The sequence below is a fragment of the Pseudomonas sp. SID14000 genome (genome assembly GCF_002165135.1).
In the GTDB taxonomy this organism is placed as follows: Bacteria; Pseudomonadota; Gammaproteobacteria; order Pseudomonadales; family Pseudomonadaceae; genus Aquipseudomonas.
On the sequence record NZ_NFZQ01000010.1, the window covers coordinates 146,774 to 169,542 of the forward strand.

Below are 22,769 nucleotides of genomic sequence, written 5' to 3' on the forward strand. Positions count from 1 at the left end.
GGCCCACCCCATGGCACGTTTCTTCATCGACCGGCCGATCTTCGCGTGGGTCATCGCCATCCTGATCATGCTCGGCGGCGGCCTGGCAATCTCCGAACTGCCGCTGGCGCAGTACCCCAATATCGCCCCGCCGCAGGTCAGCCTCAGCGCCACCTACACCGGCGCCTCGGCCAAGACCATGGAAGACTCGGTGACCCAGGTCATCGAGCAGCAGATGACCGGCCTGGACGGCCTCACCTACATGTCGTCGTCCAGCAGTTCGTCGGGCAGCGCCAAGATCACCCTGACGTTCGAGGCTGGCACCGACGTCAACACTGCGCAAATGCTGGTGCAGACCAGGCTGGAGCAGGCCAAGGCGCGCCTGCCCGATTCGGTGCAACAGCACGGCATCGAGGTGCACAACTCGGCCAGCGACTTCCTCATCATCGTAGCCCTGGTTTCGGACAACCCTGATGTCAGTGCCACCGATATCAGCGATTTCATCTCCAGCACGCTGTACGACCAGATCAGCCGGGTCAGCGGCGTCGGCGAGGTAACCACTCTGGGTTCGAGCTACGCGATGCGTATATGGCTCGACCCGGACAAGCTGAAACAGTACGGGTTGATGCCTTCTGACGTGAGCAGCGCGCTTCAAGCGCAGAACGTAGACACCTCAGCCGGCCAACTCGGCGCCCTGCCCGCGCGTGCCGGTCAGCAGTTGAACGCCACCATCAATGCGCGCAGCAAATTGCAGACCGCCGCACAGTTTCGCGAATTGGTGCTCAAGCACAACAGCGCTGGCGCCGTGGTGACCCTGGCCGACGTGGCCCGGGTAGAGCTTGGCAGCGAGAGCTACGACGTAGTCGCCGAGCATAACGGCCGGCCGGCCGGCGGTCTGGCGGTGAGCCTGGCAACTGGCGCCAATGCGCTGGATGTTTCGGAAGCTGTCCAGGCCAAGCTGGCGGAGCTTGAACAATTTTTCCCCAGCAAGCTGCAATTGCGCAGCGAGGTAGCCTACAACACCGCGCCCTTCGTGAAGATTTCCATCGAGGAAGTGGTCAAGACATTGTTCGAGGCCATCGCCCTGGTGGTATTGATCATGTACCTGTTCATGCAGAACCTGCGCGCCACCCTGATCCCGGCAATCGCAGTGCCCGTGGTGTTGCTCGGTACCTTCGGCGTGCTGGCCCTGCTCGGCTACTCGATCAATACCCTGACCATGTTTGGCATGGTGCTGGCCATCGGCTTGCTGGTGGACGATGCCATCGTGGTCGTGGAGAACGTGGAGCGGATCATGGCCGAAAAAGGCCTGACGCCCCGCGAAGCGACCCGTCAGTCGATGGGAGAAATCAGCGGCGCGCTGATTGGTATCGCGGTGGTGCTCTCGGCGGTGTTCATCCCCATGGCATTCTTCGGCGGTTCCACCGGGGTGATCTACCGTCAGTTCTCGGTGACCCTGGTCGCAGCCATGGCCCTGTCTGTGCTGGTGGCCATGACCCTGACGCCTGCATTGTGCGCCAGCCTGCTCAAACCGGTAGCGAACCACGGCGCACCCCAGCGCGGCTTTTTCGGCTGGTTCAACCGCCACTTCGAACGTACCTCGCAGCGCTACCAACGTGGTGTCGGCAAGGTACTGACGCGTCCGCTGCGCGGCTTGCTGGTGTACGTGCTGGTGCTGGGCGGCGTGGTGCTGATGTTCGAGAAACTTCCCACGGCGTTTCTTCCTGAGGAAGACCAGGGCATGCTGATGATGCAGATGACCCTGCCGGTGGGCGGCACCGACGCGCGCTTGCAAGCGGTCAACCGCCAGGTGCAGGAGTACATGCTGCAACAACCGGAGGTGGCGTCGATCCTCACCGTGCGTGGCCTGGGTACCGGTGGTAACGCACAGAATTCGGGGCGCGGTTTCATCAAGCTCAAGGACTGGAGCGAACGCCAGGGCGACGAGCACAGCGCCATAGCGGTGGCACGTCGGGCCAACATGGCGCTGTCGAAGATCCTCGATGCCAATGTGTTCGTCATCGCCCCACCGGCTATCCAGGGCCTGGGCCAGAGCTCAGGCTTCGATGTGCAGTTGCAGGACCTGGCTGGCCTCGGCCACGCCGAGCTGCTGAAGGCGCGGAATCAGTTCATCGCCCTTGCCGCCAAGGACCCGCGGCTGGCCTATGTGCGCGCCCAAGGCCTGGAGGACACGCCACAGCTCAACGTCGCCATCGATGACCGCAAGGCCGGTGCAATGGGTATTGCCGCCAGCGACGTCAATGACACTTTGAGCACCGTAATGGGCGGCAGCTACGTCAACGACTTCGTTGACGCCGGCCGGGTGAAGAAAGTCTACCTGCAGGGTGAGGTCGACAAGCGCATGCTGGCTGAGGACATCGGTGCCTGGTACGTGCGCAACGACAGCGATGCCATGGTGCCGATGTCGGCGTTCACCAGTACCTCCTGGAGCACCGCCTCGCCGTTGCTGGAGCGCTTCAATGGCTTCGGCTCCTACGAACTGGTGGGTGAGCCTGCCCGCGGCGTGAGCTCCGGCAACGCGATGGCTGCGGTCGAGCAGATCATGGCGCAATTGCCTGAAGGTATCGGCTATGCCTGGGCTGGTCAGTCGTACCAGGAGCGCCTGGCTGGCAACCAGGCACCGTTGCTGTACGCCATCTCGATTCTGTTCGTGTTCTTGTGCCTGGCGGCCCTGTACGAAAGCTGGTCGGTGCCATTTGCGGTAATGCTGGTTGTGCCGGTGGGTCTCCTCGGCGCGCTGCTGCTGACCGGCGTTCGCGGGCTGGCCAACGACGTGTACTTCCAGGTCGGGTTACTGACCACGGTGGGTTTGGCGGCGAAGAACGCGATCCTGATCGTTGAATTCGCCAAAGAAGGATATGAGCGTGGCCAGGACCTGATTACCGCTACCTTGGAAGTCGTGCGCATCCGCTTGCGGCCGGTACTGATGACGTCGCTGGCGTTCATCCTAGGTGTGCTGCCACTGGCCTTGAGTAGCGGTGCCGGGGCCGGTGGACGACAGGCGATCGGCACCGGCGTGCTGGGTGGCATGCTCGCCGCCACCCTGCTCGGCCTGTTTTTCATCCCGTTGTTTTATGTACTGGTGCAGCGCTTGGCCGGCCGACATGCCAGCACTGTCGATACTGTTGCAGGAGAAGCCTGATGCGTCTGTCCCCCCTCTTGCTGGCGCTGGCCCTGGCCGGCTGCGTCAACCTCGCGCCTGACTACCAGCGCCCGGCAGCGCCGGTAGCTGAGCAGTGGCCAACCACCAGCGGCGCAAGCACCACGAGCGCCGATATAAGCTGGAAATCACTGTTCACCGATGCCCGCCTGCGCGACACCGTGGCGCTGGCGTTGGCCAACAACCGCGACCTGCGGGTGGCGGCATTGAATGTCGAGTACCAGCGGGCGCAGTACCGCATCCAGCGCGCCGAGTTGTTTCCGGCCGTATCGGCAACTGCCGACGGCACCCGGCAGCGCAGCGTGACCAACGGCAGCTCAGCGGTGAGCAGCCAGTACAGCGTAGGCCTCGGCGTCAGCAATTACGAGCTGGACTTGTTTGGTCGCCTGGGCAACCTAAAAGACGCTGCGCTGGAGCAGTACCTTTCGCTGGAACAAACCCGCCGTAGCACGCAGCTCAGCCTGGTGGCCGAGGTCGCCACGGCCTGGATGACCCTGGCCGCCGACCAGCAATTGCTGAAGCTGGCCAATGACACCTATGCCAGCCAGCAGAAAACCTACACCTTGGTGCAACAGAGTCATGGGCTGGGCGGCGAGTCCGGGGTAAGCCTGGCGCAAGCGCGCAGCACCGTCGAGTCCGCCCGTGCCGATGCGGCCAATTATGCCAGCCAGGTCGAGCAGGACCGTAACGCCCTGGAACTGCTGGTAGGCCAACGTCTGAGCGACTCTCTGCTGCCAGGCGACCAGCCATTCGATACCACACTGCTGGTGAGTGTGCCGCAGGGCCTGCCATCCAGCCTGCTTCAGCGTCGCCCGGACGTGCAGGCCGCCGAACATACCCTGAAGGCGGCCAATGCTGACGTCGGCGCGGCCCGGGCTGCATTCTTCCCGAGCATCACCCTTACCGCCAGCGGTGGCAGCGCCAGTAGCGAGCTGTCCGGCCTATTCAAGGGTGGCAGTGGCGCCTGGAGCTTCGCCCCCTCGATCAACCTGCCAATCTTCAACGCAGGGAGCAATCGAGCCAGCCTGGATGCAACCAAAGTCAACAGCGAAATCGAAGTGGCGACCTACGAGAAGACGATCCAGACCGCGTTCAGCGAAGTGGCCGATGCGCTGTCAGTGCGTGCCCATATCAATGAGCGGCTCGATGCCCAGCGCAGCCTGACCGAAGCTACCGACACTGCTTATCAGCTCTCGCTGGCGCTTTACAAGCAGGGCTCGGACAGCTTCCTGGATGTGCTCGACGCTCAGCGCTCGCTGTATTCGGCGCAGCAGTCGCTGATCAGCCTGAAGCTGACCGAACAGACCAACCGGGTGACCTTGTACAAGGCACTTGGCGGCGAATGGGCCCAGCGCTGAAACATCCAATGGAGGAAATGCAGCCCTTTCAACGCTTATAACTGTGAAGTGCGTTTGGTGCGCCTACCGTGCGTACTCGCGGTTGGTCATCGATGCCACTCTTGCCCAACGCCCCGATGGCATCGGGCGCCCTCTCCGATTGCTAAGCGAAGCCACGCGAGAAGTTTCAGGTGGCTCTGGCTTGCGGTAGTTCGATGCGGACCCGCAAGCCGCCGCTCGCCGCAGGCAGCGCGGTAATGACGCCGCCATGAAGCGCAACGGAACGCTGGGCGATTGCCAAGCCAAGACCAAAGCCGTCGCCGTTACTGTCTGTACCGCGGTCAAACGGATCGAAAATACGCTCCAGCCGCGTCGGCTCGACGCCTGGGCCATGATCACTGATGCTGACGTGCAACCATTGCTGAACTGGTGCCAGCGCGACCTCTACCAGCACTTCGGTACCCGTTGCGGTGTAGCGCACGGCGTTACGAATGATGTTCTCGAACGCCCGGTACAGCAGCTCTTCATGGCCAAGCATGATAAATCTGACCTGGCCTCGCAGGGTTACCACGCAGTGTTTCATCCTGGCCTCGAACCGGGCGTCTCCGACAATCTGCGCCAACAGCTCGACCACATCGAAAGTGACCAATTCGTTATTGCCCTGCCGGGACTGGGCACGAGCCAGCGTCAGCAACTGCTCGATCAGGTCGTCCATGCGTCGCGACTCACGCTCCACCCGTTCCAGCATGTCGTGCCGGTCCGGTTGCTGTCGCATCAGACCGATGGCGGCATGCATGCGGGCCAATGGCGACCGCAGTTCATGGGATATGTCATGCAGCAGATTCTGCTGCGCCTGCACCAACGCCTCAAGCTGCCCGGTCATACGGTCGCAGTCTTCAGCCAGTTCGACGATTTCGTCGCGGCGATTGCCCAGCAGGGGTTTGACCCTCACCTCGAAACGGCCCTGAGCAACCTGGCCCATGGCTTCGCGCAACCAGGCCAGCGGGCGGGTCAGGTACAGGCTGCACAGGAAAGCGAACAGCGCACTCAGCAGTGTCCCGGTCAACAGCGGGCCCATGCCGAGCGGGCGCAGTGGCTCGCCAATGGAGGTAGCCACCGAAGCACGCAACACCATTTGGCGGCCGTCGCTGTCGCTCAGCGCCTGCTCGAACCGCGCTACTGGCACAACACTGCCGCCCAGTAACTGGCCCCGGCTATCGTAAAGGCCTACCTGCACATCCGGGGGCTGGGGTGACACCTCCAGCAACTGTCGGCCAGCCTGCTCGCCGTAACGTTGCAATAATTGCATTTCGTTGGCCAGCAACGAACGCAGCGCGGGGGTATCACCGCGCAGGTCATTGAGCATGAAGGCGCCCGCCCCCACCAGGAAGGTCAGGGTGTTGGCCAGCCAGAAGGCCAGGAACAGCTTCCAGAACAGGCGCCGGCGCATCATTCGACGATCAGCATGTAGCCCATGCCGCGCACGCTCTGGATCCAGCTGCTGCCATCGGCGCGTGGCCCGAGCTTCTGCCGGATGCTGCTGATATGTACATCGACACGCCGGTCGTAACGAGCAAGAGGCCGGCCCAGCGCTTCAAGCGACAGATCCTGCTTGCTGACCAGGTGGCCAGCCTGCCGGGCCAGCGCCTCGAGCAGGCTGAACTCGGAGCCGGTCAGCTCGAGGTTTGCTGCACCCCAGTGTGCTTCTCGGCGCCGGGGCCACAGTCTCAAGGCGCCGCTTGATACCTGTTCGGACGCAGTGCTCTCGCCCATCAGTTGCGGCTGCACACGGCGCAATATCGCCCGCAGGCGTGCCACCAGTTCGCCAGGAGAGCTCGGCTTGGGCACATAGTCATCGGCCCCCAGCTCCAGCCCGGCGATGCGATCGATGTTGTCGCCACGGGCGGTCAGCAATAAAACCGGTACCTGGCTGCGCGCCCGCACCCGGCGCAACACCTCGATACCGGAAATGCCCGGCAGCATGACGTCCAGTATCACCACCTGATAATGCCCGGACAACGCCTGGTCCTCGCCTTCTTCGCCAGTGCCGACGGCGGTAGCCTGGAAGCCTTCGCGCGCCAGGTAGAGAGCGAGCATTTCGGTGAGGTCACGATCATCGTCGACCAGCAGCACAGGGATCATCAGGGCCATCTATTGCAATATCTGAGGCGCCAATGATCGCCTCGCGGGCCGACACTGTCACTGCCGACCGGTCAGACTTTACACATCTTTACCCTCGGCTAACCGCGCCAAACACAGCCCGCCCGTATCCTCATCGCCCGCAGCATGCGGGTTGCCCGCGCTTGCTTCTTTGAAACCGCTTGTCTGGAACCCCTGATGAACTACCCGCGCCTGTTGATCTCCATCTTGTTGCTCAAAGCCACGCTGGCTCAGGCCACACCGTTCAGGATCGCCGACATACGCGTCAACGGCCTGCAGCGGGTATCCGCCGGCAGCGTGTTCGGCGCCTTGCCGCTGAACGTCGGCGACCAGGCTGATGACCGCCGCCTGGTGGAGTCGACCCGTTCGCTGTTCAAGACTGGCTTCTTCCAGGACATCCAGCTGAACCGCGATGGCAATGTCCTGATCATCAACGTGGTCGAGCGCCCGTCGGTGTCGAGCATCGAGATCGAAGGCAACAAGGCGATCAGCACCGAAGACCTGATGAAGGGCCTGAAGCAATCGGGCCTGGCCGAAGGCGAGATCTTCCAGCGTGCCACCCTCGAAGGTGTGCGTAACGAGTTGCAGCGCCAGTACGTGGCCCAGGGCCGCTACTCGGCCGAGGTCAACGCCGAAGTGGTGCCGCAACCGCGCAACCGCGTGGCCCTGAAGATCAAGATCAACGAAGGTACCGTCGCCGCCATCCAGCACATCAACATCGTCGGCAACACCGTGTTCAGCGATGGAGAATTGCAGCAGCTGTTCGAGCTGAAGACCACCAACTGGCTGTCGTTCTTCAAGAACGATGACAAGTACGCCCGCGAAAAACTGTCCGGTGACCTGGAGCGCCTGCGTTCCTACTACCTGGATCGCGGCTACATCAACATGGATATCGCTTCTACCCAGGTGTCCATCACCCCGGACAAGAAGCACGTCTTCATCACCGTCAACGTCAACGAAGGCGAGAAGTACACCGTTCGCGACGTGAAGCTGTCCGGTGACCTGAAGGTACCGGAAGACCAGGTCAAGTCGCTGCTATTGGTGCAGCCTGGCCAGGTGTTCTCGCGCAAGGTGATGACCACCACGTCCGAACTGATCACCCGTCGCCTGGGCAACGAGGGCTACACATTCGCCAACGTCAACGGTGTGCCGCAGCCCAACGACCAGGACCACACCGTCGACATCATGTTCGTGGTCGACCCGGGCAAGCGCGCCTACGTCAACCGCATCAACTACCGCGGCAACACCAAGACCGAAGACCAGGTGCTGCGCCGCGAGATGCGCCAGATGGAAGGTGGCTGGGCCTCGACCTACCTGATCGACCAGTCCAAGGCCCGCCTGGAGCGCCTGGGCTTCTTCAAGGAAGTCAACGTCGAGACCCCGCCTGTGCCAGGCACCGACGACCAGGTGGACGTCAACTACAGCGTCGAGGAGCAGGCCTCCGGTTCGATCAACGCCAGCATCGGTTTCGCCCAGAGCTCGGGCCTGATCCTCGGTGGTTCGATCAGCCAGAGCAACTTCCTCGGTACCGGCAACAAGGTATCGATCGGCCTGACCCGTTCGGAATACCAGACCAAATACAACTTCGGCTTCACCAACCCCTATTTCACCGAAGATGGCGTCAGCCTGGGTTACAACCTGTTCTACAGCAGTACCGACTACAGCGACTATTACGATGACGGCGTATCCTATTACGCCATTAACAGCTACGGCGCGGGCGTCAACTTCGGCTACCCGATCAACGAGACCTCGCGCCTGACCTACGGCCTGACCCTGCAGCACGACGACATTTCGCCTGGGACTTACAGTGCCGACGAGATCTACGACTTCATCCAGCGTGAGGGTAAAAGCTTCAACAACCTCAAGGCCTCGATCGGCTGGTCGGAGTCGACACTGAACAAGGGCGTGCTGGCGACCCGCGGCCACGCGCAAAGCCTGACCCTGATGGCCACAACCCCGGGCAGCGATCTGTCGTTCTACAAGCTCGACTACAACGGCCAGACTTTCCTCCCGGTAAGCAACACCACTACCTTGCGGCTGCACGCCAACCTCGGATACGGCGACGGTTACGGCTCAACCGACAGTCTGCCCTTCTATGAAAGCTACACCGCAGGGGGACAAGGGTCGGTGCGCGGCTTCAAGGACGGCACCCTTGGCCCACGCAGCACGCCGGCCACCGGCACGTATGCCAGCGCCGGGCAAGCCTACTATTCCGACCGCGATACCGACGTGCTGGGCGGCAACCTCCTGCTAACCGGTGGCGCCGAGTACATTTTTCCGCTGCCCTTCATCAAGAACCAGAGCCAGCTGCGCAGTTCGGTATTCCTGGATGCGGGCAACGTCTATGCCGACACCTGCTACCTGTCGACTACCCAAGGCTGCGGCAGCGTAGACCTCACGCAGATGGCCGTCTCTCTTGGGATTGGTGTCACCTGGTACAGCCCGATCGGACCACTGAGTTTCAGCCTGGCGGCGCCCCTGAAGAAGCCGGATAACGCTGAGACTCAAATTTTCCAGTTCTCGTTGGGGCAAACGTTCTGATCGCGGATCAATGCACCTGACAGCCGCGCCAGATGGAAACTCGTAGCCAGGTATTACCCGCTTTTACCCCCGCTTAACCCAAGTTGACAGTCGCCTTGCCTAAGCTGGCCGGCACTCAAACCCGACCTGCAGGACACGCCAATGCCTCCGTTCACGCCATGCTTTCCCACCACGCTGCGCCATGATGAAGTTCCGGTTGCGCTGCTTGACCTCGTTCAGCAACGCCTGGCCAGCCTGCTAGGCCCACGCTTTACCGTGATACTGGGCGGCAGCGGCAAAGGTGAAGGGATCAGCCATTACCATCTGGCCATCCAGCACAACCAGAGTGGAGTTTGCCTGGAGGACACCGGCGACGTCAGCGACGGCTTTACCGAACACCTATTACGGTTGGGCGCGCAGACGAAAAACATGCTCGAATCTGTCACTTTCGACCGAATGGGCAGCAGCGCCCCGGACAGACCCCTAGTATGGATAAGCGAGCTGGAGTTGCCAATTGAACCCCACCGCGGAGATCAAGCACGGGATGTTTGATGCCCGGGCCTGGTTGAGCAGCTCGACATCGGCCACAAACCGCCGACTGTTTGAGCGCGAACAGATCCTCCGAAACATCCCCTGGTTGCCGTAGGTCCATCAGCAGCACTTCTGCCTTGTTGTATCGGAAGCCAGGTTGGAGTATCCAGCCACTGAACTTCGCTGGACAACAAACGCCGAACGGATGACTTATCGGGTATCGCTCGCTACCCTGACCTCCCCGTCGCCTGATGGTTTCCAGCTCAAATCCCCTTTCACCCAGACGAGCATGTCATGAAATCCCCCACAGGTTTGCTGCTGTCGGCTATCGAACTGGACCGTGCCAGTGCCATACCCCTGTACCGCCAGCTGTATCTGCAGATTCGCAAACAGATACTCAACGGCAGAATTCAGGGGGGCGTGCGCCTGCCGTCGACCCGAACCTTGAGCATTGAGTTGGGGCTGTCGCGGATCACCATTCTCAATGCTTTCGATCAGTTGATTGCCGAAGGTTTCCTGGCCTCGCGCACGGGTGCAGGTACGTATGTCGGTACTGAGTGGGAAAGCCGGAGTATCGAGGACGAGCAACCGCGCCAGCCACCGCGGCTTTCCGAACTGAGCCAGTCGATGCTGTCGCTGCGCAGCGATCATTTTCGCGGGGTGTCGTATGCCGACTGGGATCCGGCGACGCCGACCTCCTTCCTGCCTAGTCAAAGCACCTATGAAGAATTTCCGCAGGCCATCTGGCGGCGCCTGATGAACCGTCATTTGCTCAAGCCAACCAAGGCGATTCTGGGTTATGGCGAGCTACAAGGCTTGCAGGCGTTTCGCACAGCGATTGCCGAATACGTCTTCGATGCGCGAGGTATCGACTGCGATGCCGGGCAAGTGGTGGTCGTTTCCGGCGCGCAGCAAGCGTTCAACCTGCTGGCCATGCTGCTGCTCAATCCGCAGGACAGTGCCTGGATGGAAGACCCTGGGCACATCGCCGCGCGGATTGCGTTGCAAGCCCAGGGGGCTCGGATAATTCCATTGCGGGTTGATGAACAGGGGATCGATGTGCAGCAAGGCCTTGCCGAGTGCCCTGATGCGCGCCTGGTATTTTGTACGCCTTCGCGTCAGCATCCTTTGGGGGGCACCCTGAGTTATGAGCGGCGCCAGGCACTCATCGACTGGGCTACGCAGCATCAGAGCTGGATCATCGAAGACGATTGCGACAGCGAGTTTCGTTACAGAGGGCGACTGCTCCCGGCACTGTACGCCTTGGACCAGGCGGCCCGGGTGATCTACGTCGGCACGTTCAGCAAAGTGCTCTTTCCGTCACTGCGGCTGGGTTACGTGATCCTGCCGCAGGCTCTGGTCGAGCCCTTTTGCACCCTGCGCGCGGTCATGGATCGCAGCCCGCCCACACTGCTTCAGGCCACAACGGCGGACTTCATGCGCGAAGGCCACTTCCTGGGGCACATCCGCCGCATGCGTGCACTGTACAAGGCGCGCCAGCAGGCATTGATCGAACAATTTGAAAAGCAGATCGGCAGCTTTTTCAGGATCACTCCGACCGACGCTGGCATGCACCTGATCGCCTGGCTGCCCCCCGAACTCAGTGACACGGACATCGCCCGGCAACTGGCCCAACACAACATTCATACCTATGCCTTGAGCGACTACCGCATCAAGCATGACCTGCCGCCTGCCCTGTTGATCGGCTTTGCTGGCACGCCAGAAAAGCAGGCCCGGCAGCGTGTCGAGGAGCTGGCCCAGGCCTTGCGCACGCTGGGTTATCTCCCGCCGACCACTTGATGCGAGGCAAGTGGCCTTATCAATTAATTGATAATGGATCTATCGAGCGTTCCTGACTGGCGCGATAAAGGCTGCGCCGGTAGACCCGGTGTCTGAACCAGGAACGACGCTAATGAACAACAAGATCCAGGAACGATTCAACGCCTTGCTCAGCCATAAGGTGGTCGAACACGAGGCGGCTCCAGTGCTGACAGCGGCACTGGCCCAGCGGTTGCTTGAACGTCTCGGGCAATTGCGCCTGTTTGCCCACGCCTACCCGCTACTGACCAACCTCACCCACGGTCGTGTCACCCCCGCCGACCTGCTGGACTTCGCCTATCGCCACGAGCTGCAAGGACTGAGCCTGCACTTGCTCGACGGCGAGGAAAACAGCCTGAGCCAGATGTCGCCAGAGCAGCTCCAGGCGTTTGCCAGCAAGGCCAAGGCGCTGGGGCTGGATGTGCACCTGGAAATCAGCAGCACGCTGAAAAAGGATGTCGACCAAGTGATCGCCATCGCCAAGGCCCTGGGGGTACGCAACATCCGTGTCTACTCACGTTACGAGGGCACGCTGTCGCGGGTCATGGACGTGATTGAGAGCGACCTGCACTACCTCGCACAACAGGCCGACGCCAACGATCTGTACTTTGACTTCGAGCAGCATGAAGAACTCAAGAGCAGCGAGATCGCGCAACTGCTCAACCGTCTCAACCACCCTCGCCTGCATGCCCTGTTCGATTTCGGCAACATGATCAATGCCTGCGAACAGCCCCTGCAGGCCCTGCACAACCTGGCGCCGCACATCCGCCAGGTTCACCTCAAGGGCGTGCGCATCGTCCCCGAACAAAACGGCTTCGGCCATTACGGCGTATTGCAAGGCAGCGACGAAGACGATTTGCCCAGCGCCCGCATGCTGTTCGAGCTGCTGATGCTGGGCGAAGCAACCCCACAGGTGATCGCGTTCATTCTTGAGCAGGAAAACCACTACGTGGCCCCGGCCTTCCGCCAGCGCCTTGAAGCGGCCGATCCATTCATTGCCTACCGGGAGATGAGCGAAACGCCGCTCCCGAAAGGCTACTCGCTCGAGCGCATGCTGGCCGACGAACCCCGCTGGGCGAACAATCAGGTGGCCTATGTCCGACGCTTGCTGGGCGAACTGCGCATCTTGGCTGAACTGACCCTGGCCACCCCTTCCAACGCCTGAACCTAACGACCCGATTACGCCCGGAGAACAATAATGACAACTCAAAACAGGGCCAAATGGCTCAGATTCCTTATTCTCATCCTCGGTGGCGGCACCATTTACAAGTTGGCGAACCTCAAGGACGCCTTCTATGTCCCCATGCAGGAATTCATGGGCCTCAATCACACTGAAATCGGCATGCTATTGAGTGCCAACGCGATCATCGCGACTGCACTGTTTGTGGTTGGCGGCCTGCTCGCCGATCGCTACGACACGCGCAAATTGATCCCCCTCGGGCTGATCGGGACCGGAAGCCTTGGGTTGTACCTGGCAACCTTTCCGCCCTTCAGCAGCCTGCTGATCGTGTTCAGTCTGTTGGCCGTCTGTGCCGACTGCCTGTTTTGGCCATCGCTGCTCAAAGCCATCCGTAATCTGGGTGACGATCAGGAACAAGGCCGGTTGTTCGGCCTGCTGGAAGGCGGACGTGGCGTGGTTGATACGCTGGTGGCCTTTTCCGCACTGGGCGTGTTCGTCGCCATGGGTTCGGGGGAAACCGGCCTGAAGTCGGCGATCCTGTTCTACTCGGTCATCGACATTGTGGCGGGCACCCTGACCTGGCTCCTGCTCAAGGGTGGTAATGTGCAATCGGCCGCCAGGCCGAAAAACGGTCTGGCGAACCTGATGGAAGCGATCAAGGTACCCGGTATCTGGTTGGTCAGTCTCAACGTGTTCATGGTCTACATCGTCTACTGCGGCCTGACCTATTTCATTCCCTACCTCAAGGAAATGTACGGGTTGCCCGTGGCGTTGGTAGGCGCCTACGGCATCATCAACCAATACTTCCTGAAAATCCTCGGCGGGCCTGCCGGCGGTTTCATTGCCGACAAGCAGTTCAAGAGCACCAGCCGTTACCTGAAGTGGGCCTTTCTGGCGCTATTGCCGCTGATGGGCGTGATCATGCTGATTCCTAAAAGCCCGGGCTTCATCTATGCGGGGATGGCGGCCACCCTCTCCTTCGCCCTGATTGTGTTCTCGATGCGCGGCGTGTTCTGGGCGCCCATGGGCGAAGTCGGCATTCCGCAGCACATCACCGGCTCGGCCTTCGGCATCGGTTGCCTGATCGGCTATGCACCCGGCATGTTTGCCTACGTCATTTATGGCGCGATCCTGGACCACTTCCCTGGTCAACAGGGCTACAACTATGTGTTCATCCTGATGAGCATGCTGGCCATTGCGGGCTTCATGGTGTCCAGCCTTCTCTATCAAGCGGTGCGCAAAAAATCCATGCCTACTGGCGGGGTCAGCGCGGTACAAGCCTGATCAATGAACCGCAGAGCCTAGAACTCCACCTTGCCCCGACCCGCCTTGACAGTGCTGCGCCTGGCTTTGCCTTCAAGGCGGCGGGTCTTCGAGCCGAGGGTCGGCTTGGTGGGTCGGCGTTTCTTCTCGGTCTTGCCGGCGGCGATGATCAACTCGGCAAGACGCGCCAGTGCATCAGCGCGGTTCTGCTCCTGTGTGCGGTATTGTTGTGCCTTGATGATCAACACGCCGTCGCCGGTGATGCGACTGTCACGCAGCGCCAACAGCCGCTCCTTGTAAAACTCGGGCAGCGACGAGGCGGGAATGTCGAAGCGCAGGTGCACGGCGCTGGACACCTTGTTGACATTCTGCCCACCTGCGCCTTGCGCACGGATGTATGTCAGTTCGATGTCGGCATCTGGCAGGTGCACGTTATTAGAGATGCTCAGCATGGCATGGCCCTTGTGATTCCCCTCCATTATCACAGCCTTCGCTGCTCGCCCACAGAACAAAATACGGTTGACCTCAACCACACTGATCGAGGCACCCCACTCCGCCATTGCCGGTAGCCTCGATATCTGCCGCCTTCCTCAAGCCTTTTGCATAAATGCAACTATGCTAGGTCTGCTACCCGAACGGACTGAGCAGATCGAGCCTTCCGTCCATACGTCATGGCAAAACAATGGTAATGGGATTGATCCGCTTGGGTTGAATTGGCCATTGCTGCCTCTCAAGGCAGGTCTGCCGGAGGTTAAAAGTGCGAATCGCTTTTCTGGTGAACCGGGACGTTGAGAGCAATCTCACTCTCAATTACCTGTTACCCGAGATTCACGAGAGCACAGTGGGAATATTCCTCTCGGAGAGAGTGGGATCGGGCAAGAAGGTGCCACGCATGCTCGGACAACTGGCATTGATCGAGCAGGACTTCTTCAATGCCTTGCCCCCTGGGTCAACCAGATCGAGCGACCAGGTCAGCAGCGGGCTTCGATTCGGTTTTGCAGAACTGCAGCAACGCTTTGGGGTTCCTGTACAGGTATTGCCCAGCTTGAGGGATCCTGCGGGCCTGCAAATGCTGCAGGATGCGGGAGCGGATCTGTTCATCTCAATCCGCTTTGGTCAAATCCTGAAGAATGAAGCGTTGGCAATTCCGTCACGCGGCGTCCTCAATCTTCACTCTGGCCTCTTGCCTCAGTATCGAGGTGTTCTCGCGACCTTCCGGGCGCTGCTGAACGGGGCCCCGGAGATCGGCTGTACTCTCCACTGGATTGACAGTCCCGGCATCGATGTTGGTCGCATCATCGAGACTGCCCGGGTGGCAGTCGACAAGGAGCACTCCTTGCTGTGGCACATCCTTTCACTTTATCAACCAGGCGCGCGTCTCATCATGAACGCAATCAGGCGCCTGGAGCGCAATGAGCCTATGCCGGGGACGTCTCAAGATCCATCTGCCGGGGCCTACTACTCCTTTCCCAGCGAGGATGACCTGATGCAGTTCACGACACTGGGGTGGCGGCTCTTCGATCGCGAGGACGTTTGGGAGCTTTTCGAATCGTACGGATTTCCGTTGCGGATAAATACTCTTCAAGCGCTGAACGGCGGCAGCTGATGCGAAGGCGGCCGCGTTTCGCGGACCGCCACGGGTGGAATGAGCTCAGCGCATCATACCCAGCTCGGCATCATCCATCAGCGCCTTGGCCAATGCGCTCAGGTAATGCGCAGCCCAGATCAAAGCGAAAAAATCTGATTTTTCGAGGCAATCAGAGAATTGATGTATTTAGCGCCATCACATCAGGCAATAGAGTTCGGTGACCTGCGCCACAATCTCTCCCTTCGCATCATAGAGCCTCGCCTCTGGCGTCATGGCCATGGAGCGGGCCTCGAGTACATAGCGGTGCCCTGCCTCGAAATGCGCGTAGTCGATGGTCAGGTAGCATTGCCTTACCGTGCTGCCCCCCATCAGGCTGATGCCACCACCACCATTGACTTCGTAGTCGAACCTGACGACCAATTCATGGCTGCCGGGGCTGACCTCAAAGAAGCGACCGTCGCGCAGGCGTTGTTTATCCAGGCGTTCGGCCAACAGCACACGGTCATTCGGGAATGGCATCGAGAGATCGACCCAAGCCATCTGTGGGTTGGCAGTGGGCATCGGCGCCTGACAACCAGCAATTGCAGCGATCGCGAGCAACAGTGTCAGCTTGCGCATGGTAGTTCCCCAAAGGCTCCTGGGCTCACTATTCAGGATACCGCCGACAAGTGTTGATGGGCGCATGAAGGGACGGCCGAAGCCCCTCGTTCGGCTTCATGCTCATGCTTGGTTCATGCAGCCCCTTCTCGTATGATCGTCGCAATCTGATTTGGAACGGATTTCGTGAAGTCGTTACCTGGAAATGTCCCAACTGCCCCCGCTGCCCCCAAGGACGTGAAATGGAACGCGAGTGAGGCTGCCAACCAGCTCTCATGGGACGACCTGCGGATCATCAAAACGCTCAGTGAGTGTGGCAATCGCGCTGCCACGGCCAAGAAGCTCGGCATCAACGTGTCCACCGTCTCCCGCAGGGTTTCCCAGGTTGAAAAAACACTTGGCGTAGCCTTGTTTGATCACCGCAAATCAGGCTATTTGCTCACCATCGAGGGCGCGGAATTACGTGCACTCGCCGAGCGCGTGGAGCTGGACATTGTCAGCGTGACGCGGCGTGTCTCACGTGCCGGCCAAGGGCCGCTCGGCAAGCTTCGTATCACCACCAGCGACTCACTGCTTCTTTACTTCCTCACCCCCATCATCGCGGACTTCAAGGCCCTCAACGAAGGCATCACGATTGAGGTGCTGGTGGGCAACGAATCACTGAGCCTTGCGCGAGACGAATCGGATATTGCGGTTCGAGCGACCAGGAAACCCGCCGAAAGCCTGGTGGGTCGCAAACTGGCCACAATCGCCTGGGCTCCCTACGGTAGCAGCAACCACATAGCGCCCACTCCTCTGTTCACTGAAGGCCAGGCATGGGTTTCCTATTCCGCAGCGCTGCGCGGGCTCAAAGCAACGAGCTATGTCGAAAACAGGGTCGCTGCCGAGTGCATCTCGTACCGCACCGATTCGGTTGCGGCGGCAAGTGCTGCAATCGCGGCTGGCCTGGGGGTGGGTTTTTTGCCCTGTATGTTGGGTGATATCACGCCTGGGCTTGTACGCGTCGGCCCGGTGGTGCCGGAGCTGCAGGATGAGCTGTGGCTGCTGACGCACCAGGACATCCGCAAATCGTGGCGGGTCAAGGCCTTCATGACGTTCTGTGCAGCTGCCGTTGCCAACCAGAAGCCGTTGATCGAGGGCCAATTGGTACTCCCGGTCACGTAGAGCGAAACCGGGAGTGCGGGTCACTCAGCGCGTGAGCCAAGTACCGCCTTGCAGGCGATTTCGATCAACTGAGGGCGCTGGGCAAGCCTCGATACGCCGATGATGTTACTGGCGCATTGAGGCCGCTCTGTGCCGTAAGCGGCCTTGCGAACCGTGCCGACCACGGCAAAGGCCGCGTCCATGTCCAGTACGTAGAGCGTCTCTTCCACCACATCTTCAAGCGTCGCTCCGTACAGCGCGAGCAGCTTGGAGATATTGTCGTAGCAGGCGCGCATCTGATCCCCCATCGAAGAGAAATCACACGGCCTGCCGTCACGATCCAAGGGTGCCGGCGCGACCAGGTTCCCTTCTTCGTCATGATTGAACTGGCCCGATACGTAGATCTCGTTCCCTACCCGCCGTGCCTGCGTATACCCGTAAGCCTTCTCCCACGGAACGCCCCAATAGGCGGTTTGTTTGTTGAGTGGTTGTGAAGCTGCCATCGCTTTCTCCTGGCGCAAACCGGATCAGGTAGATCCGCGTTTGCGTGCGAATCCTAGCAGCAGGATGAACAAGCAAATGGCGCATTAATGCGTCCCTGAGAGCGCAAAAGTGAGCCACCGCTTCGCTCTGCGTTTCGCTATCTTGTGCTCGAACTCAAGCAACGGGCATCACTGAGGACGTCATCCAGTGCCTCAGCACAGTCTGCAGAAGGCAGGCGCCGTGACTTGTGCGATGACCATCATCCAGCTGACAGGGAACCAAAATGAACAATCCAAAAACTGAAGTCCTGACCCCATTCAACAGCCAACTGATCTTCATCGATCAGCAGCCACAGATGGCCTTCGGCGTTCAGAGCATTGATCGCCAGACGCTGAAAAACAACACCGTAGGCCTGGCCAAGGCAGCCAGGATCTTCAATGTGCCCACCATCATCACGACCGTCGAGACTGAAAGCTTCTCTGGGCACACCTACCCCGAGCTGCTCGCCGTCTTCCCCGACGCTCCGCTGCTGGAGCGAACCTCCATGAACTCCTGGGATGACCAGAAGGTTCGAGACGCACTCAAGAAAAACGGTCGCAACAAGATCATCGTATCCGGCCTGTGGACGGAGGTGTGCAACACCACCTTCGCTCTGTCGGCGATGAACGATGCCGGCTATGAAATCTACATGGTTGCTGACGCATCCGGTGGCACCACCAAGGAAGCCCACGACTACGCCATGCAACGCATGATTCAGGCAGGCGTAATTCCGGTGACCTGGCAGCAAGTACTGCTGGAATGGCAGCGCGACTGGAAAAACCGCGACACCTACGATGCCGTCATGGAACTGGTGAAAGAACACTCCGGTGCCTACGGCATGGGGGTCGACTATGCCTACACCATGGTGCACAAAGCACCAGAGCGCGTTCAGCACGGCCCAACCCTGGCCCCGGTTGCTGCCGCTGTCTGACCATTGCCAGCCCCTGCCTCCAGGGGCTGTTCATTGACCCGCTGATGGGTACGCCGGCTAGCTGAGCCAGGCCATCAAATCGAGTGTTTATCGTCTGTAGCCCGCGCCGAGGCTGCAGTGGCCTGCTCTGCCCACTCGAAACGTGCGTGCCCACTTCATTGATTAATGGATTTTTTATGAACAGCGATCACTGCACTGTTCTTGCGACTGTCGCACTGAAAACAACCGGGCTCCTCAAGCCCTGGCAGGTCACGACTGCCAAGCGGTTGATGCTGGAGAACCTGGACACCGGCATAACGGTTACGGAACTCGCCCAAGCCTGCTCGCTGTCGCGCAGCCATTTCACTCGAATGTTCAGGGATACCATGCATGTGCCCCCGCAGCAGTGGATGCGTGAACAACGGTTGCGCAAAAGCAAAGAGCTACTGGGGGGCTCGGGAATGATGCTCGCGGAGATCGCACTGGAGTGCGGTTTCTGCGACCAGTCCCACTTCTGTCGAGCATTCGTGAAGGCCGAGGGGATGTCGCCGCAGACTTGGCAGCGACAAGCGTCTTTTTAAACTGAGTTTTTGCTCAACCAAGGAGCACATCTGTACTCTTCTGATGCAGCGGCAGCAATCGACCTTTGAAGAAGAGCTGAGTATCACGAGCGGTTCGAGCCAGGCCTTCACTTTCAAACGCTGCGCCCTAGCCGGCGAGCCCCCGGTGCAGCGCTGACGCCGTGCAATACCACGCTTAGCACGACGCAAGCGATGGTCGTGGCGATGATCGTGCTGCCCTCTTGCAACGGCGCATCGAGTACCAGCACAGCGAAAACGATAGAAGCTAGACCACGTGGCCCGAACCAGCCAATGAACAGACGGCTCTCGGCAGCCAGCTCGCTCCCGGCCAGGCTGACCCAGACAGGCACCATACGCACCAGTGACAGACTCAGCAGTGCATAGAACCATACCGAAGGCGACAGGATTTGCGTGGCCTTGGGTGCCACGTAGGCACCGAACACCACCCAGGTCAGCAGCGAAAGCGCTTCGCCGCAGGATTCGCCGGTCTTGAGCAGCGGCTGTGTTTCCCGATTGAACAGGTAACCCGTCAGCAGACCTGCGCAGAACGCAGCGATAAAGCCGCTACCGCCCAATGCCTGGGCGCTGGCGAAACTCAGCAACGCCAGGGCGGGCATCACCAGTTGTTGCCATGAGTCCATCTGCAGGCAGCGGCGTTGGGAAAGACGCAACAGTCTCCCCACTATCAGCGCCAGTACAGCCCCCGTCAGGACGCCGATACCCAGTTCCTCCAAAAATAAATAACCCGCCAAGGCAAAGGGTACCGTCGAGCGGCTTTCCATCAGCAATACCAGCAGCAGGAGCAGAACCGGCACGCAGATACCATCGTTCAGCCCGCTTTCGACATTCAGGCTTTCACGCACATTGGCCGGCACGCCGGGGTTGGTCACAACCGCCTTGCCAAGGGCGGCATCGGTGGGGGCCAGTATCGTCGACAACAGGGCCATTTCCAGCCAGGGCATGCGTGGGAACATCAGCCACGCCGCAAGCCAGCCGGCGATCAGGGTCAGCGGCAAGCCAATCGTCAGCAGACGCAGTGGCAGGCTGCGGTGAAGGCGCAACTGAGCCAGATCAGCCTGGGCAGCATCGCTGAACAACACGATCGCCAGGGTAAGCTCGGCCAGTAGGCGAAGATCATGGCGATCCAAAGAAAGGTTCAGCAACCCGAACCCAGCCGGCCCGGCTATCAGGCCCGCCAGCAGGAACAACAGGGGCCCGTTGATGGGTTTGGACTCGAGCGCGCCGGCCAGGTTGGCGTAAAGCACCAGCAAGGCAGCCAGAACAGCCAGATTCTGATACATGACAACCCACCGTGATCGACACGACTGTATAAAAACGCTACCACTGCATTCGTGGCGTGGCGATCCGAAAGGCGGCAGAAGTTATCCTAGGTCAACAGTCGAGGTAATTAACCTGTAGGACCGCGTTGGTGGTGCAAGTCGCGGCACAGGAAATTGTCGAGCGTTTCGCCACGACCGAGCCGGCGATACCGCCTGAATCAGTCTGCGGGCGCGCACCTGACCGCCAGAATGCTGCACGGCGCATGGTTGACAAGCCGTTCGGTGGTATCACCGATAAGCTTGGCCCAGCGTCTGGGCTGAACTACACCTACCACCACCACATCCATCTTCAACGTGGCGACGAGGGACTGGATGATGCGCAGCGGCGCACCTTCGATGAAGTAGCGCTGGGCGTAGGGGATGCCATGGATATCGGCCAGTTCATCGAACGGTACCTGGAGCGACTCGCGCACTTGCTCTACCCAAGGTGCTGCGAGGTCGGGATTGGCCAGCATGGGGATGGGCAAATCGTAGACCGACAGCAGGTGGACCTGGCCGTTGCATGCGCTCGCCAGTTGCCGCGCCGCCTCCACCAGCGCATGGTTCAGCGTTTTCTGAGCAAGCTCCGCCCTGGCCACATCCACGGCGACCAGAATGTTCGCGGGCATGGTCGGGGCGTCGGCAGGCACGAACTGCAATGGCGCCTGGCACGTATGCAGCAACACATGTTCGATCGAGGACTTGTCGACCAGGCCAAGTACCGGACTGGCGGAACACCCCTTGATCACCAAGTCAGGCGCAAAGCGTGCGATACAGGCCGGTATGAGGTCACGCGCCGTGGCGGTTTCCACCGCCTCGAAGGTGGCGTGCATCCCTGTGGGGGCCTGCTCGTCGAGCAATGCCTTGAGCCCGGTACTGAAATGCCCAAAAGCGGCTGACGGTTGTGAAGCTTTCTGCCCTTGATCGGGCAAGCCACGTTCGGCGGGCGTGTGGATGCCCAGTACGTGTAACGAAGCACCTGAGGCTTGAGCCAATGCCATAGCCCGACGCAGCGCGGCATGGGCTTCGACCCTGGTCATGACCAGAAGAATTCGTCGGTACAGGCTCATCAGCCACCTCCGGGCACGAATGTGGTGTGCCGCACCGCTGTCATTATCGAAGCTGACGCTCAGCCGATCTTGATAAATATCAAGGCCGTCAAGCCCCACTGCGTCACCCTTGGCCTGAACCGGTGGGCCTTCATCGAGGCTACCATCGCCGTGGAGGCCATCATGAACGCTTACTCGCGACTGCTACTGATCTGCCATCCAGACCTGCACCCCTCGCCTGCCCAGACGCGTGCACAGGCGCTGGCCAGCGCGACAGGTGCCACCTTGCACCTGGTGGTGCTCAGCCAGCTGCCATCACGCCTGGCCACCCTCGACCAGGTACTGCGCAGCAATGCCCGCAAGCAGGACGCCGAGCACCGCAAGGCCTGGCTCGCGGACCAGGTAAAGGCGCTGGGCGAACTGGGCATTACCGCCTACGCCGAGACGCTGGACGATGAAGACCCGCTCAACGACTTGATCCGGCTGGCCCAACTGCACCGGGTGGAGATGGTGATCAAGGACATCAAGCACGAAACCGCCTTGAGCCGTGCTCTGCTCACGCCATTGGACTGGCAATTGCTACGCCGTTGCCCGATCCCGCTGCACCTGGTGGCCCAGGCTGAAGCGAAGTTGCCGGCGCGCATACTTGTCGCAGCGGATCTGGTCGAGAACGACCCGGTGATCGACAAGCTCAATGACCACATCCTGCAGTCGGCACAAGCCCTGGCGCAGCGATGCAAGGCCCAACTGCATCTACTGCAGGCCTACGAGCCCAGCGCCAGCTTCGTCGCCTATGCCGCCGCCCCCGTGGCCTGGACTGACAAACTGGTCGAGGAAATATCCGGTCGTGCGCGGGAGCGCATGGCGACGTTCGGCGGCCACTACGGCATCAAGCCCGATCACCTGCACCTGGTGCGAGGCGCTGCCCGTAACGTGGTCAGCGAATACGCGAACCAGCATGGCTTCGATGTGGTGGTGATGGGCACGATCTACCACGAGGGGGTGAGCAAGGTCGTCGGCAGCACTACCGAGCAAACCCTGTACAAGGTTCACTCCAGCATTCTGGCTATCCACGGTTGAATGATCGCCCG

At 60.4% G+C, this 22,769-nt stretch carries 19 protein-coding genes and 1 pseudogene; 12 read left to right on the forward strand and 8 right to left on the reverse strand.

Annotated features, from left to right (window positions below):
• Positions 1–10: 10 nt before the first annotated feature.
• Together CAY82_RS16655 and CAY82_RS16660 are read left to right on the forward strand one after the other, a co-directional pair.
• Complete coding sequence (locus CAY82_RS16655) at positions 11–3,142, forward strand: efflux RND transporter permease subunit (protein ID WP_087502196.1); 3,132 nt, start codon at positions 11–13, stop codon at positions 3,140–3,142.
• On the forward strand, positions 3,142–4,518 hold the full coding sequence (locus tag CAY82_RS16660; RefSeq protein ID WP_087502197.1) for an efflux transporter outer membrane subunit: 1,377 nt from the start codon (positions 3,142–3,144) through the stop codon (positions 4,516–4,518). Before CAY82_RS16655 ends, CAY82_RS16660 begins: the two co-directional genes overlap by 1 nt.
• 166 nt (positions 4,519–4,684) lie before the next feature.
• On the opposite strand, the gene CAY82_RS16665 is transcribed toward CAY82_RS16660, so the two are convergent.
• Together CAY82_RS16665 and CAY82_RS16670 are read right to left on the reverse strand one after the other, a co-directional pair.
• Entirely contained in the window at positions 4,685–5,950 is a 1,266-nt protein-coding gene (locus CAY82_RS16665) for an ATP-binding protein (protein WP_087502198.1), read from the reverse strand.
• A complete protein-coding gene (locus CAY82_RS16670) occupies positions 5,947–6,639 on the reverse strand; it encodes a response regulator transcription factor (protein WP_087502295.1) in 693 nt (230 codons plus the stop codon). The genes CAY82_RS16665 and CAY82_RS16670 overlap by 4 nt, the downstream gene beginning before the upstream one ends.
• A 195-nt stretch (positions 6,640–6,834) precedes the next feature.
• On the opposite strand from CAY82_RS16670, the gene bamA reads away from it, so the two are divergent.
• From bamA to CAY82_RS16695, 5 genes are all read left to right on the forward strand, one after another.
• The gene (gene bamA / locus CAY82_RS16675; RefSeq protein ID WP_087502199.1) at positions 6,835–9,198 is read left to right on the forward strand and encodes an outer membrane protein assembly factor BamA; all 2,364 of its coding nucleotides are present in this window, start codon (positions 6,835–6,837) and stop codon (positions 9,196–9,198) included.
• Positions 9,199–9,339: 141 nt separating this feature from the next.
• Entirely contained in the window at positions 9,340–9,729 is a 390-nt protein-coding gene (locus CAY82_RS16680) for a hypothetical protein (RefSeq protein ID WP_087502200.1), read from the forward strand.
• Between the two features lie 273 nt (positions 9,730–10,002).
• Entirely contained in the window at positions 10,003–11,508 is a 1,506-nt protein-coding gene (locus tag CAY82_RS16685) for a PLP-dependent aminotransferase family protein (RefSeq protein WP_087502201.1), read from the forward strand.
• 112 nt (positions 11,509–11,620) lie between these two features.
• On the forward strand, positions 11,621–12,691 hold the full coding sequence (locus CAY82_RS16690) for a sugar phosphate isomerase/epimerase (RefSeq protein ID WP_087502202.1): 1,071 nt from the start codon (positions 11,621–11,623) through the stop codon (positions 12,689–12,691).
• Between the two features lie 33 nt (positions 12,692–12,724).
• A complete protein-coding gene (locus CAY82_RS16695; RefSeq protein ID WP_087502203.1) occupies positions 12,725–13,990 on the forward strand; it encodes an MFS transporter in 1,266 nt (421 codons plus the stop codon).
• A 17-nt stretch (positions 13,991–14,007) separates the two neighbouring features.
• Here CAY82_RS16695 and arfB read toward each other — a convergent pair whose 3' ends face one another.
• Positions 14,008–14,421, reverse strand: coding sequence for an alternative ribosome rescue aminoacyl-tRNA hydrolase ArfB (arfB, locus tag CAY82_RS16700; RefSeq protein ID WP_087502296.1), 414 nt, complete (start codon positions 14,419–14,421; stop codon positions 14,008–14,010).
• Positions 14,422–14,861: 440 nt separating this feature from the next.
• Between arfB and CAY82_RS16705 the strand changes: the two genes are divergently transcribed.
• Positions 14,862–15,575, forward strand: a complete 714-nt coding sequence (locus CAY82_RS16705) for a formyl transferase (RefSeq protein ID WP_256576291.1) — start codon at positions 14,862–14,864, stop codon at positions 15,573–15,575.
• Between the two features lie 45 nt (positions 15,576–15,620).
• Here the strand turns inward: CAY82_RS16705 and CAY82_RS26170 are convergent.
• Positions 15,621–15,698, reverse strand: a pseudogene (locus tag CAY82_RS26170) (DUF3077 domain-containing protein); the annotation flags it as partial.
• Positions 15,699–15,752: 54 nt separating this feature from the next.
• On the reverse strand, positions 15,753–16,175 hold the full coding sequence (locus tag CAY82_RS16710; RefSeq protein ID WP_087502205.1) for a hypothetical protein: 423 nt from the start codon (positions 16,173–16,175) through the stop codon (positions 15,753–15,755).
• 216 nt (positions 16,176–16,391) lie between these two features.
• Between CAY82_RS16710 and CAY82_RS16715 the strand changes: the two genes are divergently transcribed.
• Positions 16,392–17,318: a LysR family transcriptional regulator gene (locus CAY82_RS16715; RefSeq protein WP_087502206.1), complete on the forward strand. Its 927-nt coding sequence runs from the start codon at positions 16,392–16,394 to the stop codon at positions 17,316–17,318.
• 20 nt (positions 17,319–17,338) lie between these two features.
• Here CAY82_RS16715 and CAY82_RS16720 read toward each other — a convergent pair whose 3' ends face one another.
• The gene (locus CAY82_RS16720; RefSeq protein WP_087502207.1) at positions 17,339–17,800 is read right to left on the reverse strand and encodes a RidA family protein; all 462 of its coding nucleotides are present in this window, start codon (positions 17,798–17,800) and stop codon (positions 17,339–17,341) included.
• Positions 17,801–18,063: 263 nt separating this feature from the next.
• On the opposite strand from CAY82_RS16720, the gene CAY82_RS16725 reads away from it, so the two are divergent.
• Both CAY82_RS16725 and CAY82_RS16730 read left to right on the forward strand, forming a co-directional pair.
• Positions 18,064–18,750, forward strand: coding sequence for a hydrolase (locus CAY82_RS16725; protein ID WP_087502208.1), 687 nt, complete (start codon positions 18,064–18,066; stop codon positions 18,748–18,750).
• A gap of 176 nt (positions 18,751–18,926) precedes the next feature.
• The gene (locus CAY82_RS16730) at positions 18,927–19,310 is read left to right on the forward strand and encodes a helix-turn-helix domain-containing protein (RefSeq protein WP_087502209.1); all 384 of its coding nucleotides are present in this window, start codon (positions 18,927–18,929) and stop codon (positions 19,308–19,310) included.
• Positions 19,311–19,423: 113 nt separating this feature from the next.
• On the opposite strand, the gene CAY82_RS16735 is transcribed toward CAY82_RS16730, so the two are convergent.
• Positions 19,424–20,611, reverse strand: a complete 1,188-nt coding sequence (locus CAY82_RS16735) for a sodium:proton antiporter (RefSeq protein WP_087502210.1) — start codon at positions 20,609–20,611, stop codon at positions 19,424–19,426.
• Positions 20,612–20,808: 197 nt separating this feature from the next.
• The gene (locus CAY82_RS16740) at positions 20,809–21,798 is read right to left on the reverse strand and encodes a universal stress protein (protein WP_256576292.1); all 990 of its coding nucleotides are present in this window, start codon (positions 21,796–21,798) and stop codon (positions 20,809–20,811) included.
• Between CAY82_RS16740 and CAY82_RS16745 the strand changes: the two genes are divergently transcribed.
• Positions 21,769–22,758 carry a universal stress protein gene (locus tag CAY82_RS16745; protein ID WP_087502297.1) on the forward strand — a complete coding sequence of 330 codons (990 nt, stop codon included), beginning with the start codon at positions 21,769–21,771 and terminating at the stop codon, positions 22,756–22,758. The two genes, CAY82_RS16740 and CAY82_RS16745, sit on opposite strands and share 30 nt — an antisense overlap.
• Positions 22,759–22,769: the final 11 nt, after the last annotated feature.

Excerpts from the sequence above, each read along its gene's own strand:
- CAY82_RS16655 (WP_087502196.1), top strand. The coding sequence starts at position 11 with ATGGCACGTTTCTTCATCGACCGGCCGATCTTCGCGTGGGTCATCGCC.
- CAY82_RS16660 (WP_087502197.1), top strand. The coding sequence starts at position 3,142 with ATGCGTCTGTCCCCCCTCTTGCTGGCGCTGGCCCTGGCCGGCTGCGTC.
- CAY82_RS16665 (WP_087502198.1), bottom strand. The coding sequence starts at position 5,950 with ATGATGCGCCGGCGCCTGTTCTGGAAGCTGTTCCTGGCCTTCTGGCTG.
- CAY82_RS16670 (WP_087502295.1), bottom strand. The coding sequence starts at position 6,639 with ATGATCCCTGTGCTGCTGGTCGACGATGATCGTGACCTCACCGAAATG.
- bamA (WP_087502199.1), top strand. The coding sequence starts at position 6,835 with ATGAACTACCCGCGCCTGTTGATCTCCATCTTGTTGCTCAAAGCCACG.
- CAY82_RS16680 (WP_087502200.1), top strand. The coding sequence starts at position 9,340 with ATGCCTCCGTTCACGCCATGCTTTCCCACCACGCTGCGCCATGATGAA.
- CAY82_RS16685 (WP_087502201.1), top strand. The coding sequence starts at position 10,003 with ATGAAATCCCCCACAGGTTTGCTGCTGTCGGCTATCGAACTGGACCGT.
- CAY82_RS16690 (WP_087502202.1), top strand. The coding sequence starts at position 11,621 with ATGAACAACAAGATCCAGGAACGATTCAACGCCTTGCTCAGCCATAAG.
- CAY82_RS16695 (WP_087502203.1), top strand. The coding sequence starts at position 12,725 with ATGACAACTCAAAACAGGGCCAAATGGCTCAGATTCCTTATTCTCATC.
- arfB (WP_087502296.1), bottom strand. The coding sequence starts at position 14,421 with ATGCTGAGCATCTCTAATAACGTGCACCTGCCAGATGCCGACATCGAA.
- CAY82_RS16705 (WP_256576291.1), top strand. The coding sequence starts at position 14,862 with ATGCTCGGACAACTGGCATTGATCGAGCAGGACTTCTTCAATGCCTTG.
- CAY82_RS16710 (WP_087502205.1), bottom strand. The coding sequence starts at position 16,175 with ATGCGCAAGCTGACACTGTTGCTCGCGATCGCTGCAATTGCTGGTTGT.
- CAY82_RS16720 (WP_087502207.1), bottom strand. The coding sequence starts at position 17,800 with ATGGCAGCTTCACAACCACTCAACAAACAAACCGCCTATTGGGGCGTT.
- CAY82_RS16725 (WP_087502208.1), top strand. The coding sequence starts at position 18,064 with ATGAACAATCCAAAAACTGAAGTCCTGACCCCATTCAACAGCCAACTG.
- CAY82_RS16730 (WP_087502209.1), top strand. The coding sequence starts at position 18,927 with ATGAACAGCGATCACTGCACTGTTCTTGCGACTGTCGCACTGAAAACA.
- CAY82_RS16735 (WP_087502210.1), bottom strand. The coding sequence starts at position 20,611 with ATGTATCAGAATCTGGCTGTTCTGGCTGCCTTGCTGGTGCTTTACGCC.